The 13289-nt window shown below is 42.0% G+C and carries 17 protein-coding genes; 3 read left to right on the forward strand and 14 right to left on the reverse strand.

Annotated elements, in window-relative coordinates:
• The 4 genes from F944_RS11020 to F944_RS11035 form a co-directional block, all read right to left on the reverse strand.
• A complete protein-coding gene (locus F944_RS11020; protein ID WP_010588665.1) occupies positions 1-177 on the reverse strand; it encodes a hypothetical protein in 177 nt (58 codons plus the stop codon).
• Positions 178-244: 67 nt separating this feature from the next.
• The gene (gene adk, locus F944_RS11025; RefSeq protein WP_004990496.1) at positions 245-904 is read right to left on the reverse strand and encodes an adenylate kinase; all 660 of its coding nucleotides are present in this window, start codon (positions 902-904) and stop codon (positions 245-247) included.
• An 83-nt stretch (positions 905-987) separates the two neighbouring features.
• Complete coding sequence (locus F944_RS11030) at positions 988-2304, reverse strand: DUF445 domain-containing protein (RefSeq protein ID WP_004990497.1); 1317 nt, start codon at positions 2302-2304, stop codon at positions 988-990.
• A 64-nt stretch (positions 2305-2368) separates the two neighbouring features.
• A complete protein-coding gene (locus F944_RS11035) occupies positions 2369-2887 on the reverse strand; it encodes a hypothetical protein (RefSeq protein ID WP_004990499.1) in 519 nt (172 codons plus the stop codon).
• Positions 2888-3124: 237 nt separating this feature from the next.
• Between F944_RS11035 and mrdA the strand changes: the two genes are divergently transcribed.
• The 3 genes from mrdA to F944_RS11050 are packed head-to-tail and all read left to right on the forward strand — an operon-like array spanning position 3125 to position 6467.
• The gene (gene mrdA, locus F944_RS11040) at positions 3125-5155 is read left to right on the forward strand and encodes a penicillin-binding protein 2 (RefSeq protein WP_004990502.1); all 2031 of its coding nucleotides are present in this window, start codon (positions 3125-3127) and stop codon (positions 5153-5155) included.
• The gene (gene rsmD, locus F944_RS11045) at positions 5155-5700 is read left to right on the forward strand and encodes a 16S rRNA (guanine(966)-N(2))-methyltransferase RsmD (RefSeq protein WP_004990505.1); all 546 of its coding nucleotides are present in this window, start codon (positions 5155-5157) and stop codon (positions 5698-5700) included. Before mrdA ends, rsmD begins: the two co-directional genes overlap by 1 nt.
• Before the next feature lie 32 nt (positions 5701-5732).
• A complete protein-coding gene (locus F944_RS11050) occupies positions 5733-6467 on the forward strand; it encodes a sulfite exporter TauE/SafE family protein (protein WP_004990509.1) in 735 nt (244 codons plus the stop codon).
• 8 nt (positions 6468-6475) lie between these two features.
• On the opposite strand, the gene F944_RS11055 is transcribed toward F944_RS11050, so the two are convergent.
• The 10 genes from F944_RS11055 to F944_RS11100 all read right to left on the reverse strand — a co-directional run bounded on the left by F944_RS11055 (position 6476) and on the right by F944_RS11100 (position 13216).
• Positions 6476-6709, reverse strand: coding sequence for a hypothetical protein (locus F944_RS11055; RefSeq protein WP_227546584.1), 234 nt, complete (start codon positions 6707-6709; stop codon positions 6476-6478).
• A gap of 136 nt (positions 6710-6845) precedes the next feature.
• The gene (locus tag F944_RS11060; RefSeq protein ID WP_004990514.1) at positions 6846-7301 is read right to left on the reverse strand and encodes a hypothetical protein; all 456 of its coding nucleotides are present in this window, start codon (positions 7299-7301) and stop codon (positions 6846-6848) included.
• A gap of 68 nt (positions 7302-7369) precedes the next feature.
• On the reverse strand, positions 7370-7942 hold the full coding sequence (locus F944_RS11065; protein ID WP_004990516.1) for a HupE/UreJ family protein: 573 nt from the start codon (positions 7940-7942) through the stop codon (positions 7370-7372).
• A 9-nt stretch (positions 7943-7951) separates the two neighbouring features.
• The gene (ureG, locus tag F944_RS11070) at positions 7952-8566 is read right to left on the reverse strand and encodes an urease accessory protein UreG (RefSeq protein WP_004990520.1); all 615 of its coding nucleotides are present in this window, start codon (positions 8564-8566) and stop codon (positions 7952-7954) included.
• Positions 8567-8710: 144 nt separating this feature from the next.
• On the reverse strand, positions 8711-9373 hold the full coding sequence (locus F944_RS11075; protein WP_004990523.1) for an urease accessory protein UreF: 663 nt from the start codon (positions 9371-9373) through the stop codon (positions 8711-8713).
• Positions 9363-9842 carry an urease accessory protein UreE gene (ureE, locus tag F944_RS11080; protein WP_004990525.1) on the reverse strand — a complete coding sequence of 160 codons (480 nt, stop codon included), beginning with the start codon at positions 9840-9842 and terminating at the stop codon, positions 9363-9365. The genes F944_RS11075 and ureE overlap by 11 nt, the downstream gene beginning before the upstream one ends.
• 27 nt (positions 9843-9869) lie before the next feature.
• The gene (ureC, locus tag F944_RS11085) at positions 9870-11570 is read right to left on the reverse strand and encodes an urease subunit alpha (RefSeq protein WP_004990527.1); all 1701 of its coding nucleotides are present in this window, start codon (positions 11568-11570) and stop codon (positions 9870-9872) included.
• A gap of 29 nt (positions 11571-11599) precedes the next feature.
• Positions 11600-11908: an urease subunit beta gene (locus F944_RS11090; RefSeq protein ID WP_004990530.1), complete on the reverse strand. Its 309-nt coding sequence runs from the start codon at positions 11906-11908 to the stop codon at positions 11600-11602.
• Positions 11909-11928: 20 nt separating this feature from the next.
• Entirely contained in the window at positions 11929-12231 is a 303-nt protein-coding gene (ureA, locus tag F944_RS11095) for an urease subunit gamma (RefSeq protein WP_004990533.1), read from the reverse strand.
• Positions 12232-12340: 109 nt separating this feature from the next.
• Complete coding sequence (locus F944_RS11100; protein ID WP_004990536.1) at positions 12341-13216, reverse strand: urease accessory protein UreD; 876 nt, start codon at positions 13214-13216, stop codon at positions 12341-12343.
• Between the last annotated feature and the right edge of the window lie 73 nt (positions 13217-13289).

Raw genomic sequence — 13289 nt, forward strand, 5'->3', positions numbered from 1 at the left:
TTATTTGGTTTGTTTGTTTTGAGGGGATCGCAAATGATCTTTTTGCACAGACTGACTTGGTAATTTTTCCTGTGCTTCCTGCTGTTGGACACGACGCAGCATTTTATAGCTGATATAGACTAAATAACTGAGTCCAATTAAGCTTAAAATCACCAAAAGTGCTAAAGCGATTTTCAAAATTATCGACCTAAAAAACAAAAAGAGCCCTATCATAACAGAGCTCTTTCAAAACGAATAATCAGACTTATTTTGTTTGGTCTAAAATTGCAAACAAATCTTGTTGTACGTCTTCGATTTTACGTAAACCATCGAGCTTGTCATAAGTCGGTGCATTTTCGCCTGAAGCTGCACGCTCTTCGTAAAAACCAACCAACAGCTCAGTCAAAGTATGATAATCAGCCAAACGTTTACGAATGGTTTCTTCCTGATCATCCGCACGTTGAACTAAATCTTCACCTGTCACGTCATCTTTACCGTCCACTTTTGGTGGATTATATTCAATATGATAAACACGACCAGATGCAGGATGCTGACGACGTCCAGATAAACGTTTTACAATCTCTTCATCAGGTACCGCAATTTCAATCACATGATCAATGGTAATGCCTGCACTTTCCAAAGCTTCTGCCTGTGGAATAGTGCGCGGGAAACCATCAAAGATACAGCCATTCGCACAATCAGGTTGTGCAATGCGCTCTTTTACTAAGCCAATAATTAATTCATCTGATACTAAACCACCAGATTCCATTACACTTTTAGCTTTAAGGCCGAGTTCAGTACCTTCACGAATTGCAGCACGGAGCATATCACCGGTTGAAATTTGTGGGATATCGTAGCGCTTACAGATCAACTGAGCCTGAGTACCTTTACCTGCTCCAGGTGGTCCGAGTAAAATAATGCGCATAACAAAAAATCCTCATTAAGAACAATTTTCAGAATGTCTTGGACTATGGTTGTATAGACCATACCTACCAACATCTAATTAAATTATAAGAAAGCAACAAATAAGTGGATCGTACCAGCAACAAAACCTGTGACCCCACCTAACACAATCAAAATCCATTCATCTTCCTGAAAGGCAGGGCGCAATAGATTTTGAAACTCTTTCGGTGTTAGTTCACGAATACGATCTCGAAACATTTGAAATATTTTCTGTGCGCGGCTTGCATTAAACGCAGGGTCGCATACAGGCACCATCGTAATTTCAATTGATCGATCAATCAAGTCTGTCTTAAGTTTAGCATATTCACGCGGCCCCAAGGAAAGTTGTAATGAAGTTCTTACCAATGGAGTTTCCATAATTTCATTAATATGCCGCTTGACAATTCGACGGGTTTTGTCTTTCTTAGGGCCATACATCATTTCAGTCATGATGGATTTGAGTGTAATCAAATCTTCTGTCACGACACTGGCAAAGACATCCGAGACTTCTTCCTGACGCTTCATGAAAGCACCCTGAACATTGTAGGTGCCAATGCGCGGCAGGATGGGAACAATCCATGGAAACTTACGATCTTGGGTTAAACGGAAAAACTGTGGATAGCGTACATAGTGCGGTTCTATTGGGTTAAACACCATCCAGATCGCGATCCAGTTGGTTAAAAAGCCCCAGATTGCAGCCCAGAAAGGTACCGTCCAGTGCCACGGTACCAGAAACCAGACCAGCATTTGGAACACACCAAAAAACATCCCAATCAATGCACTAATATGCCAGATAAAATTGATTTCTTTTTGACCGACTTTTAGGAACATACGTACCATTAAACGACGGTCACCTTCCATCTGGCTGACCACCATTTCCCGCATATTCACAAGTGACTCGACGTTCATGGTCAGCTCAGTCACTAATTCTTTTAATACACCTGGTAATTGTTTATGTGCTTGAGCATAGATACGACGTTTAATGGAATAAGGCAGGTTTTCCCAAAGTACAGCATTACGATCAATCATGACTTCATCAATCAGATGCTCAAGTTCAAATCCCACCTGTTCACCAATGATTCTTGCCATATCTTCTGGATCCATTGCTTCCAGAAATTCACGTAACGAACCTAATTTGGATAAAGTATTATCGGTAATAATGCCAGAAATACGACCCGCTTTGCGTGGAACAATGCCTTGCCAACCTACGGGTATCGGCCCTAGATGAAAGCCCCAAAAAGTAATTGGGTAAAATACCATTTTTAAAGCCATCCACACGTGCGCCCACGTCACAAATGCAGTTACAGGGATAATACTCAAGACCGCCAGATGATCAGGTCGGTTCAAAAAGGTTTGCCATAATTCACTGACGTAATCTAACATCCATTACTCTCATATTTCGTTCTACTTTATGGGCTTTTACATTTTTTAAAGCTATGATTAAACACTACAAACCAATACTTAAGGTATAGGAAACTTGTAATTTAGGTTCGATATCAGCCACCACATCACCATTGGCATTCTTTAACTTCTCTCCAGTGCCAATACCGACACTAAAGGTACTAATTCGTTCTTTATCCAACCAGACGTAAGCAAGATCCACACCGCCACCTAAACGGGTTTTATCATCACCATCAATTTCTTTGCTTTCGATTGACCCTGCATAAACGCCAAAATAATAACCATTTTTGTTTACGCCAGTCAGATAGTAAGGATATCTAAATCCAATCTGTCCACCCACATTATGGTCATTATTGAGATAAGCACCCAGTTTTGCATAGGCAATGCCATAAGGATTGACCCATTCACCATTTAGATGGACTAGCTTTTGTGTAAAGCCAGCACCTGCATTCCATGTTGATGCACTTCCCTCGGTAAGTTTTGCTTCAGGTTTAAAACGACTGTCATCGGCATAGGTAAACTGACTAAGTGCAAGAAGCATGACCAAGGGATATATTTTTTTCATTATTTTCTCCATGTGTCCCTAATTATCTGATTTAGGGGATTCCGCTCATCCGTTTGGTGACTTTAACAGAATTATTTTCGTTCTTATATACAGCACATTACAATTTTAATGTCTACAAGGTCAAAAAACGTCACTAAATTTATTTCGTGAATAATTTAAAAATATCCAAAATTCTGACGACGAATGGGTTAAACTTGTCGGCTATTTTTGTGGTCTGCTTTGTCAAGTCAGTTAGGTATGAAACAGCACTTTCCTTTAAAAGATAATCAGCAAGAAAAGCGCATTTATCGAGGGCGAATCTTTTTTGCCATTGGACTGGTTTGCTGCTGTTTGTTATTGCTCTTAAGTCGTTATGCTTATTTGCAAATTGTACATTACGATGAGTTTTCAACGGCTTCTGATAAAAACCGTATCCGCTTACAGCCTCTTGCACCCGCGCGGGGATATATCTATGACCGCAATGGCGTTTTGCTTGCAGATAATTACCCTGTATTTACGGCAACGCTAAGTAAAGCAGATATTGAAGATATGGATGGTACAGTTGCACAACTGATCCCCATTTTAAATCTTTCCCAAGAAGATGTAGACCGCTTTAAGTCGCGTATCAAAACTGCACGTAAAACTGAACGGGTTTCAATTAAGCTGAATCTGACTGAAACTGATATCGCCAAATTCAGTGAAGTGAAATACAAATTCCCCGGGGTGCGCATTGAAACGCAAATGACGCGCTATTATCCACATGGCGATTTATTTGCGCACGTGATTGGTTATGTCGGACGAATTAATGACAAAGAATTAAAATCAATTAATAGTGATATTTACGCAGGAACCAACCTGATTGGAAAAATCGGGGTAGAAAAAACCTACGAAGATTTGCTACATGGAACTCCCGGTTATGAATCGATCGAAGCCGATGCTCATGGTAATGTACTCAGACATTTAGGTCGCAAAGAATCGACTCGTGGCAATGATTTATATTTATCTATAGATTATGGTTTACAAGTGGTTGCTGCCGAACAACTGGCAGATAAACGTGGTGCAATTGTGGCAATCGATCCGCGTACTGGTGAAATTCTGGCACTGGTGTCAAGTCCAAGTTTCAATCCTAACCTCTTTGTTACAGGCATTAGCAGTACAGATTATAGTGCTCTACGTGATAATCTGGATCAGCCCCTCTATAACCGTGCAGTTCAAGGTGCTTATCCACCGGGATCCACCATTAAGCCCATGGAAGCGATGGGTGGCATTCACTATGGTTTAGTCGATTGGGCAACCACCATTAATGATCCGGGTTATTTCCATCTTCCTGGCGATTCGCATAAATTCCGTGACTGGAAAAAAACAGGTCATGGTGTAGTCAATATGCACAAAGCCATTATTCAATCGTGCGATACCTATTTTTATGTACTGTCCTACCAAATGGGCATCGAGCGTATGAATGACTGGATGCGCCAATTTGGTTTCGGTGAAAAAACTGGGGTTGATCTACCCAGTGAAAGTACTGGTTTATACCCAAGCCCTGAATGGAAGATGCGTACCCGCAAAAGTAAGTGGCTAAAAGGCGAAACCATTTCCGTCAGTATTGGTCAGGGGGCGTTTACAGCGACCCCACTTCAGTTAGCGATGGCAACTGCAATTACCGCCAATCATGGTGCACATGTCACGCCGCATGTATTACGTGCCACACGTGGTGCAAAAAAATATGAAGTTCATAATGCGCCTGATGGAAAGATTAATTTTAATGGTACCGAACAAGACTGGCTTAACATGCGCGATGCCATGATTGATGTCGTGCAATCAGGTACAGGTCGTGGGATTCGTACACCGCTTTATCAAATTGCAGGAAAAACAGGTACAGCTCAGGTTAAGAGTATTGCACAGGGTAAAAGTTATAACGAATCGATACTGACACAGCGCCAACTGGATCATGGTTTATTTGTTGGGTTTGCCCCTGCTGAGAATCCTGAAATTGCCATTGCTGTGGTGTGGGAAAATGGTCGTCACGGTGGTTCAGCCGCTCAACTTGCCAAGCCTGTGTTTGATTATTGGTTGGTCAATCGTAAAAAAGAACAGATTCGTCCCGCAAATCATCAAATCAGTGGCGGTTTAATGACCGCTGGCATTAAGCCGGGCGAGCTTCCAAGTGGTGCTTTACTTGAAGCGGATCCTAATGCTAATCCAAATAAGAAAAAACCTGAGCAAACACTACAAAATACGCCCGCATCGTCTGTAACCCCTGTTGCCAATAACGCTGAGGTGACTGAATAATGAAAAATCAGCTCAGAATTATTGGCGGTGAATGGAAACGTCGTGTATTACCTTTTGCGAGTATAAATGGATTACGCCCTACACCTGATCGTGTCCGTGAAACGCTCTTTAACTGGTTAATGTGGGATATTCCAAATGCTACGGTTTTAGATGTCTGCACAGGTTCAGGTGCATTAGCATTTGAGGCTTTGTCGCGCGGCGCGAGTTCTGTTTTGATGATTGAACCTGATTCAACTCAGGCTAAAATACTCAAACAAAATATTCAGCTTCTCAATGCACAGCATTGTGAATTAAAAGTGGCGACTGCACAGCACATCTTACCCAAACTTAATCAACAGTTTGATGTGGTCTTTCTTGATCCACCCTATGCGCTGGAACTCTGGCAAGAACTTTCTATTTTGATAGATCCGCTATTAAAAGATCAGGCCTATATTTATGTCGAAGCGGATCGTGATCTTCGTCAGCTACAACTTCCCGCTTCATGGCAATTAGTCAAATCCACTAAAGCAGGCACCGTTCGCGCAGGACTTTTCCAAAAAACATAATTTATTCTTATAGAAAATGAGATAAAACAGCTATGCAATCATGGTCATTGTTTTTAGTCGGTGCGTGTATTGCAGGTTTTATTCAGGGCCTGACAGGTTTTGCCTTTGCACTGGTCGCCATGTCTTTTTGGGTGTGGGCTTTGCCACCTCAACTTGCTGCTCCATTGGTGGTGTTTGCTTCCCTTTGGTGTCATATCATTGCGCTAAGTAAGGAACGTCCACATCAGCTTGGTATCTCTCTGGTTATTCCTTATATCCTCGCAGGTTTAATTGGCGTTCCTTTAGGAAGTTATCTTTTACATCAGATCAATGCGGAAACATTTAAACTGATTTTAGGTGTTTTTTTGCTGATCTGGTGCCCTGTCATGTACTTAGCTCCAGAATTTAAGTCATTAAAACGCTTAGGCAAAAAAATTGATGCAGTGATTGGCTTTTTGGGTGGTGTATTAGGTGGACTCGGTGGTTTTTGTGGATCTTTACCCTCTGCATGGGTGATGCTCAAGGGTTTAAATAAAATTGAACAACGATACATTCTCAGGCATTTTAATTTTGCGATTCAGCTTTTTACTTTTGCAGTTTATATATTTCAGGGAACGGTACAGCTCAATCAATGGCCGTATATTATGGTATTAATGATCAGCGTCACCATTCCTGCAATCTTGGGTTCACAGCTATTTTATAAAGTTTCAGAAAAACAATTTAAGCATATCGTGCTGTCTTTATTATTTGCCTCAGGTACATTTTTAGTGATTTCAACTGTGATTTAACATTTAATTTATTGTGGACGATCTAAACGAACGGCGCGTATATCGCGCACTATTTCTTCCTCACGGCGCTCACGTACATCATCATCGTCATTTTGCTGTTGAGGTTGTAAGCTCCAATGTTGTATATGATAAATCGGCGATAAATTAGCACTAGGCAAACTGATTTGTGCCTGAATCGGAACACTCAACATACATCCCAATAGACTCAGTATAACCAAGAGTATGGAACGAAATTTTTTCATTCTCAGTCACCGCATTGCCTCTCAAACTCCAATCAGTCTGCCTGAAACCACATCAATGAATTTGAAGAAAAGACAAGCAATGTATGCTTGTTCGTTATCTCTTCTGTTAAAACGGTAAATAAATTTAACTACAATCTTAAAAAGACCAAATCCAGAAAATACGAATCAATTGACCACGATCATAAGGAAAACTCGAAATATATTCATAACCGATTTTATGATCAGCATTAATTTTATAAGTCATCCCATAACCAAATGAAATGGATAAATCATGGGCACTGATATGCTCTGAGCCAGCATTGATCATTTTATTTTTTAAGGCATCGGTATTATAGGCGGTGTAATTATAAATGTTGATCCGTTCATTCGAATAAAAAGGGTTTTTCAGGATTTCATAATCATTTTCTTCTTGATCGTGCTGCTCAGCTAGATGTTTTTGGATTTGATTCAGATCGGTATTTTCAGGATGATGCTGCTCATCAACAATCTGTTCTGGGTTATTTTTTGCAAAAAAATCATAGGCATAAACATTGGATAAGCATGTGATTCCACCGACGACCAACAACCCCAAAATGATGTACTGAAAACCCATGATCTGATGAAAACAACCAATAAAAAAGGTAGCATACGCTACCTTTAAACTTGAATAAATACAAACGACTAAGTTAAGCCGATCACAGCAACAATCGCAGCCAATCCTGCCATGATCTTACGTCCATAAGGGACATAACGATTGATCAATTCACCCAAGCCAAGTCCTAGCGCATAGAGGATTGCCATACCAGAAATCATGCCTAATACCAATCCGACCACATGACCTTGTGGCGCAAGCTCAACACCATGCGCCATGCCATGAAAACTCGCCATTAATGCCGCAGCTAGGGGTAAAACACGATAGGATTTGCTCCATAACGACACGGCTAACACTATCAGCGAAGCAACAATGCCATATTCAGTCATATTGGCAGGTACAATCTGATTAGCGCCTAAAACAAAACCAACTACCAAGCTTAGGCTTAAACCCAATATCCCCAAGACTCGCCATTGTTTAGCAACTGTCCAGAGCAAAACACCAAAACCAATCGCCATCACCAGATGGTCAAGTCCCGTAAATGGATGAATCAGACCTTCCCAAAAACCCACATGCATCTGATCATGCCCAGGATGTGCCATCACCATCATTGGTAAAAAGCCAAAAACCATAGCTAACACGTGTTTGTTGAATGCGCGCATAGCGCCTCCTTAAGCTTTAAATAAGCCCTGTTTTTCAATAAATTCGATGATCTGATTAAGTCCATCTTCAGTTTTCATATTTGAAAATAAAAATGGTTTTTCACCACGCATACGTTTGGCATCCTGCTCCATCACATCCAGATTTGCCCCGACCATAGGTGCAAGATCGGTCTTGTTAATAATCAGCAAATCAGACTTGGTAATGCCAGGTCCGCCTTTACGTGGAATCTTTTCACCACCACCAACATCAATCACGTATAAAGTCAAATCAGAGAGTTCTGGGCTAAAGGTCGCCGCCAGATTATCGCCACCACTTTCAATGATGATCAATTCCAAACCATCAAACTTTTCACATAAATCATCTATTGCAGCCAGATTAATCGAAGCATCTTCACGAATTGCAGTATGCGGACAGCCACCTGTTTCTACACCCACAATACGGTCTGGAGACATCGCCTCATTGCGGGTTAAAAAGTTTGAGTCTTCCTTGGTATAAATGTCATTGGTCACTACGGCCATATTGTATTTATCACGTAATGCGCGGCACAAATTAAGGGTCAATGCGGTTTTACCTGATCCGACTGGCCCACCGATACCGACACGTAAAGGACTACGTTCTGTCATAATTATTTCCTATTGCTATAACTGGGTTAAATTTTTTGGGAGAACATCTTAGATTTCTTTCATTGGGCCTTCTTAATTCTCATTGAGGAAGAAAATAAAGAAAGTCCAAATAATGATGAAAAACCTATCTAAGATCCCCCACATTTATGATCTAAATAATCTGGAATACTGCGTTTCATGTTGCATACTCAACATGGCATAACGTGGTAAAGCACTGCTGAGTTCATCATCCTGTAATGCCAAAGCCTGCTCAACTGCCTGTGGTACAAGGCTATGCAAATGCCATAAAATGCGCTGTCCACTCATCTGCCCCAAAGGCACAGTTTTTACCGCTGCCAACACCTGATTTTCCAGTACACTAAAGCTATATGCAGTCAAAACATCCGCTTTATTTAAACCTAACCGACCACAGAGTTGTGCATACACAGGAACAAAACCGAATTGCTTTTTCACCTCAACGGGCATTTTCAGGACATCTTTAATCCATGCATTTAAGGAGAATGCCAACTGCTGTGATTCGGCTAAAAGCTCTTTGCTTTCACGACTGGCTTTATATAAATTTGCCCAGTGTAAAAATTGCGCATCATCTGCATAAGATTGCACCAGTCGCTTAAGTACAGGCAGTTCAAATCTAACTAGCAGCATTTCCAGCACTTCTTCAAAATAAGCCATACAGCTTGCTTCATTCTGGATCAGCCCAGTTTCAATCGCTGTTTCTACTCCCTGAGAATAACAATAGGCACCCACAGGTAAAGCCGTTGAGGATAAAGTCAACAGTTTGAGTAATTGCGCTGCATTAATGGACATGATGCAAGGACTTAATTGGGCTTAAACGATGATCATGGGCATGTTGTGCATATGCACCACTTTCAGGTTCAAACGCATGTTCGACCAGTTTTACATGCAAGCCTAAGCCTTCGACCATTTCTGCCAGTACATGATCAGGTTCAAAATACAGCGCATAAGGAGTAAGCATTAATGGCACATGGCGGTTACCCAAATGATAAGCCGCTTTAAGCAATTCAAAATCAGTCTTGGCAGTCACTTGCATCAGTTGTTCAGGTTTAGCATCAACACGCAACACCTCACCCTCATTGGTGGCAATAAAAGAGCCACTACGTAAAATGCCAGTACGTGGCAAATCCGCACCAATATCAGTGCCGTTGCTTAAAGTGGCACGAAAGCGTGATTTTTGACGTGTATCAAAGCTCAGTTCAACCGTTTCAAAGGCTTGATCTGATGCAATTTCATCAAGACGCTGGGTGTAGATTTTCATACAATTCCTCGTACTTATTTTTAATCATCAAAACAAGAAATAACGTTGTGCCATTGGCAATACATCCGCAGGTTCACAGGTCAATAGTTCACCATCGGCACGTACCTCATAGGTTTCAGGATGTACATCCATCACGGGGCAATACGTATTATGCTTCATATCCGCTTTGGTGATATTACGAGTATTTTTACAGGGGCTAATCAATTTCTTCAGTTTTAACTTTTCAGCCACACCATTTTCAATAGCAACTTGTGATAAAAAAGTAATACAGGTGTTATGCACGCCACGCGGATAAGCACCAAACATCGGACGATAATGCACAGGCTGCGGCGTTGGAATCGAGGCATTGATGTCGCCCATCGGTGCTGCTGCAATCATGCCACCTTTAATAATCATGGACGGTTTTACCCCAAAGAAAGCGGGTTTCCACAACACTAAATCTGCCAGTTTCCCTTCTTCCACCGAACCGATTTCATGACTTAAGCCATGCGTAATCGCAGGATTAATCGTATATTTGGCAATATAGCGTTTCACCCGATTGTTATCATGCGTGGCATTATCGCCCTCTAAAGCACCGCGTTGAATTTTCATCTTATGCGCAGTTTGCCAAGTCCGAATAATCACCTCACCGACACGCCCCATCGCTTGCGAATCAGAAGACATCATCGCAATTGCACCCAAATCCTGCAAAATATCTTCCGCAGCAATGGTTTCTCGTCGGATACGACTTTCTGCAAATGCTACGTCTTCGGCAATTGCTGGATCAAGATGGTGACACACCATCAGCATATCCAGATGCTCATCGATGGTATTGATGGTATAGGGACGAGTCGGATTGGTTGAAGATGGCAAAACATTGGCCTGACCAATCGCTTTTAAAATGTCTGGCGCATGTCCACCACCCGCACCTTCAGTATGGTAAGTATGGATGGTTCGATTTTTAAATGCCGCCAACGTTTCTTCCAGAAAACCACTTTCATTTAAAGTATCCGTATGAATCGCTACTTGAACATCGAACTCATCTGCTACGCTTAAACAGTTATCAATAGCTGCTGGCGTTGAACCCCAGTCTTCATGCAGTTTGAGTCCTACCACACCTGCTTTAATCTGTTCACGAATCGGATCGGGCAAACTTAAGTTACCTTTACCTAACAATCCAATATTCATCGGTAAATCATCAATACCCTGTAACATGGTTGCAATATGCCACGGCCCTGGTGTGACCGTGGTTGCCGATGTTCCCGCTGCTGGGCCAGTGCCGCCACCGACCATCGTGGTCACACCAGACATCAACGCTGTTTCGACTTGTTGCGGGCAAATCCAGTGGATGTGGGTGTCGATACCTCCCGCAGTGAGAATCTGCCCTTCCCCTGCAATTACTTCGGTTGCGGCGCCTAGTGGAATGGTAATATCTGGCTGAATGTCAGGATTACCAGCTTTACCAATTTTCCAGATTCGGCCATTTTTAAGACCAACATCGGCTTTGACAATACCCCACCAATCCACAATCAAGGCATTGGTAATCACCGTATCGGCAACTTCATCTGCCAAGAGTTGCGATTGTCCCATCCCATCACGAATGACTTTACCACCACCAAACTTGACTTCTTCGCCATAGGTGGTTAAGTCTTGTTCAACCTCAATAAATAGTTCGGTATCCGCCAAACGAACTCGATCACCCACCGTTGGCCCAAACATTTCAGCGTATGCACGTCGTGACATTTTCATAATAAGTTTCTCTGTAATATTTTATCTTTTTAATCCAATGCGCCCATCACACGCCCTGCAAAACCATACACTTCACGTTTACCTGCCAATGCCACCAGTTCCACATCACGGCTTTGCCCCGGCTCAAAACGTACTGCTGTACCTGCGGCGATATTCAATCGATAGCCCCTAGTTTGCTCACGATCAAACTGCAAGGCATCATTGGCCTCAGCAAAATGAAAATGCGAACCCACCTGTATCGGACGGTCACCTGTATTGGCGACACTGATTTTTAGCATCTGTCGCCCGACATTGAGTTCAATATCTTGATCGGGGGTAATCACTTCACCGGGAATCATGTTGTGCTCCTTATTTATTGTTATACGATCGGTTGATGAACAGTGACCAGTTTTGAACCATCAGGAAAAGTCGCTTCGACCTGTACTTCGGCAATCATCTCAGGCACACCTTCCATCACCTCATCTTTACTGAGAAGCGTTGTACCATAATGCATCAATTCAGCCACGCTCATTCCATCACGTGCGCCTTCAAGCAAAGCTGCTGAAATAAAAGCCACTGCTTCAGGATAATTCAATTTCAACCCACGGGCTTTGCGGCGCTCTGCCACCAGTCCCGCAGTAAAAATCAGCATTTTGTCTTTTTCGGTCGGATTAAGTTCCATGAATTCTTCCTAATCTTGATGGTTTAATTTAAGCAAAATATATGCACAATTTGCGATCTAGCTGTTTATATGTGTTATGACTAAAATACTTTATTAAATCCAGCATATATCAAGTCCGCCAAATACGCGGAAATTCCTCATCCAGATTAAACCAGTAGCGGCGCAGTCTGGCTCGAATAGCTGCAAATGCATCGTGACACGCACGCACGTCATCTCCCAAAAAACGCGCACAGATCACATCGTCCAATAACGTTAATCTAACAGGCACTTTCATACGTACCATCAATTCACGGATTAATTCAATGTGTTGTTCTAGATAAAAACTTGCACGATATTGTTCAGGAGCCACCGCCCATAAACTTCCCATGACCGCACAGCCATTCATGCCTAAACAGGAAGATAACCAACGATCCTGACCTTTAAAACGCAATGTATCTGCCACTAAAAGTTTCTGCTCACGATACAATTTAAACTGATTGGCATACGCCCCACTTTGAAAAGTTTCAGCACGTGCTTGTCGTCCCAATACCAACATATCCCAACCAATAAAACTCGCAGTTTGATCCAGATGAATACTGGTTTCTGAATGGGCATTGGCACCATCAAATAGCATGGTTTCCTGAGGAAGCCATTCCAAAATCGAATGATCTTTTACCTGTAAATGAAGATGTTGAAATGCCTGTTTACCGTTGGTTTTATACCATTTCCCTGCGCCAGGTGTCGTCACCACCGCATGGGCATTTTCTTGAGTAGAAATTTGAAACGTTAAATGATCACCCCCTGCAATTCCAGCAGGTGGATGCACAATAATGGCATGGCACACCCCTGTCTTTTCAGGCCACAGCATTTTTTGCACCCGAACAGGACCATAATGTTTACGATGACTCATAATGGTGCGTTGACCATCATATTTAAATCCTAATTCCAACTCGGCATACCACAAAGCTTTAGACCTTTGGGCTGTAAAGTCCTGTGGTTGATTCATTGCAATCCTTTTATAACGAAATATGAAGGGTATTTTTATAATGCAAAAATTGCACCAATAACTTGCAAATGAT

The organism is Acinetobacter ursingii DSM 16037 = CIP 107286 (assembly GCF_000368825.1).
GTDB classification, from domain to species: Bacteria; Pseudomonadota; Gammaproteobacteria; order Pseudomonadales; family Moraxellaceae; genus Acinetobacter; species Acinetobacter ursingii.

Coding starts and splice junctions, on each gene's coding strand:
- adk (WP_004990496.1), bottom strand. CDS start 904: ATGCGCATTATTTTACTCGGACCACCTGGAGCAGGTAAAGGTACTCAG.
- F944_RS11030 (WP_004990497.1), bottom strand. CDS start 2,304: ATGTTAGATTACGTCAGTGAATTATGGCAAACCTTTTTGAACCGACCT.
- F944_RS11035 (WP_004990499.1), bottom strand. CDS start 2,887: ATGAAAAAAATATATCCCTTGGTCATGCTTCTTGCACTTAGTCAGTTT.
- mrdA (WP_004990502.1), top strand. CDS start 3,125: ATGAAACAGCACTTTCCTTTAAAAGATAATCAGCAAGAAAAGCGCATT.
- rsmD (WP_004990505.1), top strand. CDS start 5,155: ATGAAAAATCAGCTCAGAATTATTGGCGGTGAATGGAAACGTCGTGTA.
- F944_RS11050 (WP_004990509.1), top strand. CDS start 5,733: ATGCAATCATGGTCATTGTTTTTAGTCGGTGCGTGTATTGCAGGTTTT.
- F944_RS11055 (WP_227546584.1), bottom strand. CDS start 6,709: ATGAAAAAATTTCGTTCCATACTCTTGGTTATACTGAGTCTATTGGGA.
- F944_RS11060 (WP_004990514.1), bottom strand. CDS start 7,301: ATGGGTTTTCAGTACATCATTTTGGGGTTGTTGGTCGTCGGTGGAATC.
- F944_RS11065 (WP_004990516.1), bottom strand. CDS start 7,942: ATGCGCGCATTCAACAAACACGTGTTAGCTATGGTTTTTGGCTTTTTA.
- ureG (WP_004990520.1), bottom strand. CDS start 8,566: ATGACAGAACGTAGTCCTTTACGTGTCGGTATCGGTGGGCCAGTCGGA.
- F944_RS11075 (WP_004990523.1), bottom strand. CDS start 9,373: ATGTCCATTAATGCAGCGCAATTACTCAAACTGTTGACTTTATCCTCA.
- ureE (WP_004990525.1), bottom strand. CDS start 9,842: ATGAAAATCTACACCCAGCGTCTTGATGAAATTGCATCAGATCAAGCC.
- ureC (WP_004990527.1), bottom strand. CDS start 11,570: ATGAAAATGTCACGACGTGCATACGCTGAAATGTTTGGGCCAACGGTG.
- F944_RS11090 (WP_004990530.1), bottom strand. CDS start 11,908: ATGATTCCCGGTGAAGTGATTACCCCCGATCAAGATATTGAACTCAAT.
- ureA (WP_004990533.1), bottom strand. CDS start 12,231: ATGGAACTTAATCCGACCGAAAAAGACAAAATGCTGATTTTTACTGCG.
- F944_RS11100 (WP_004990536.1), bottom strand. CDS start 13,216: ATGAATCAACCACAGGACTTTACAGCCCAAAGGTCTAAAGCTTTGTGG.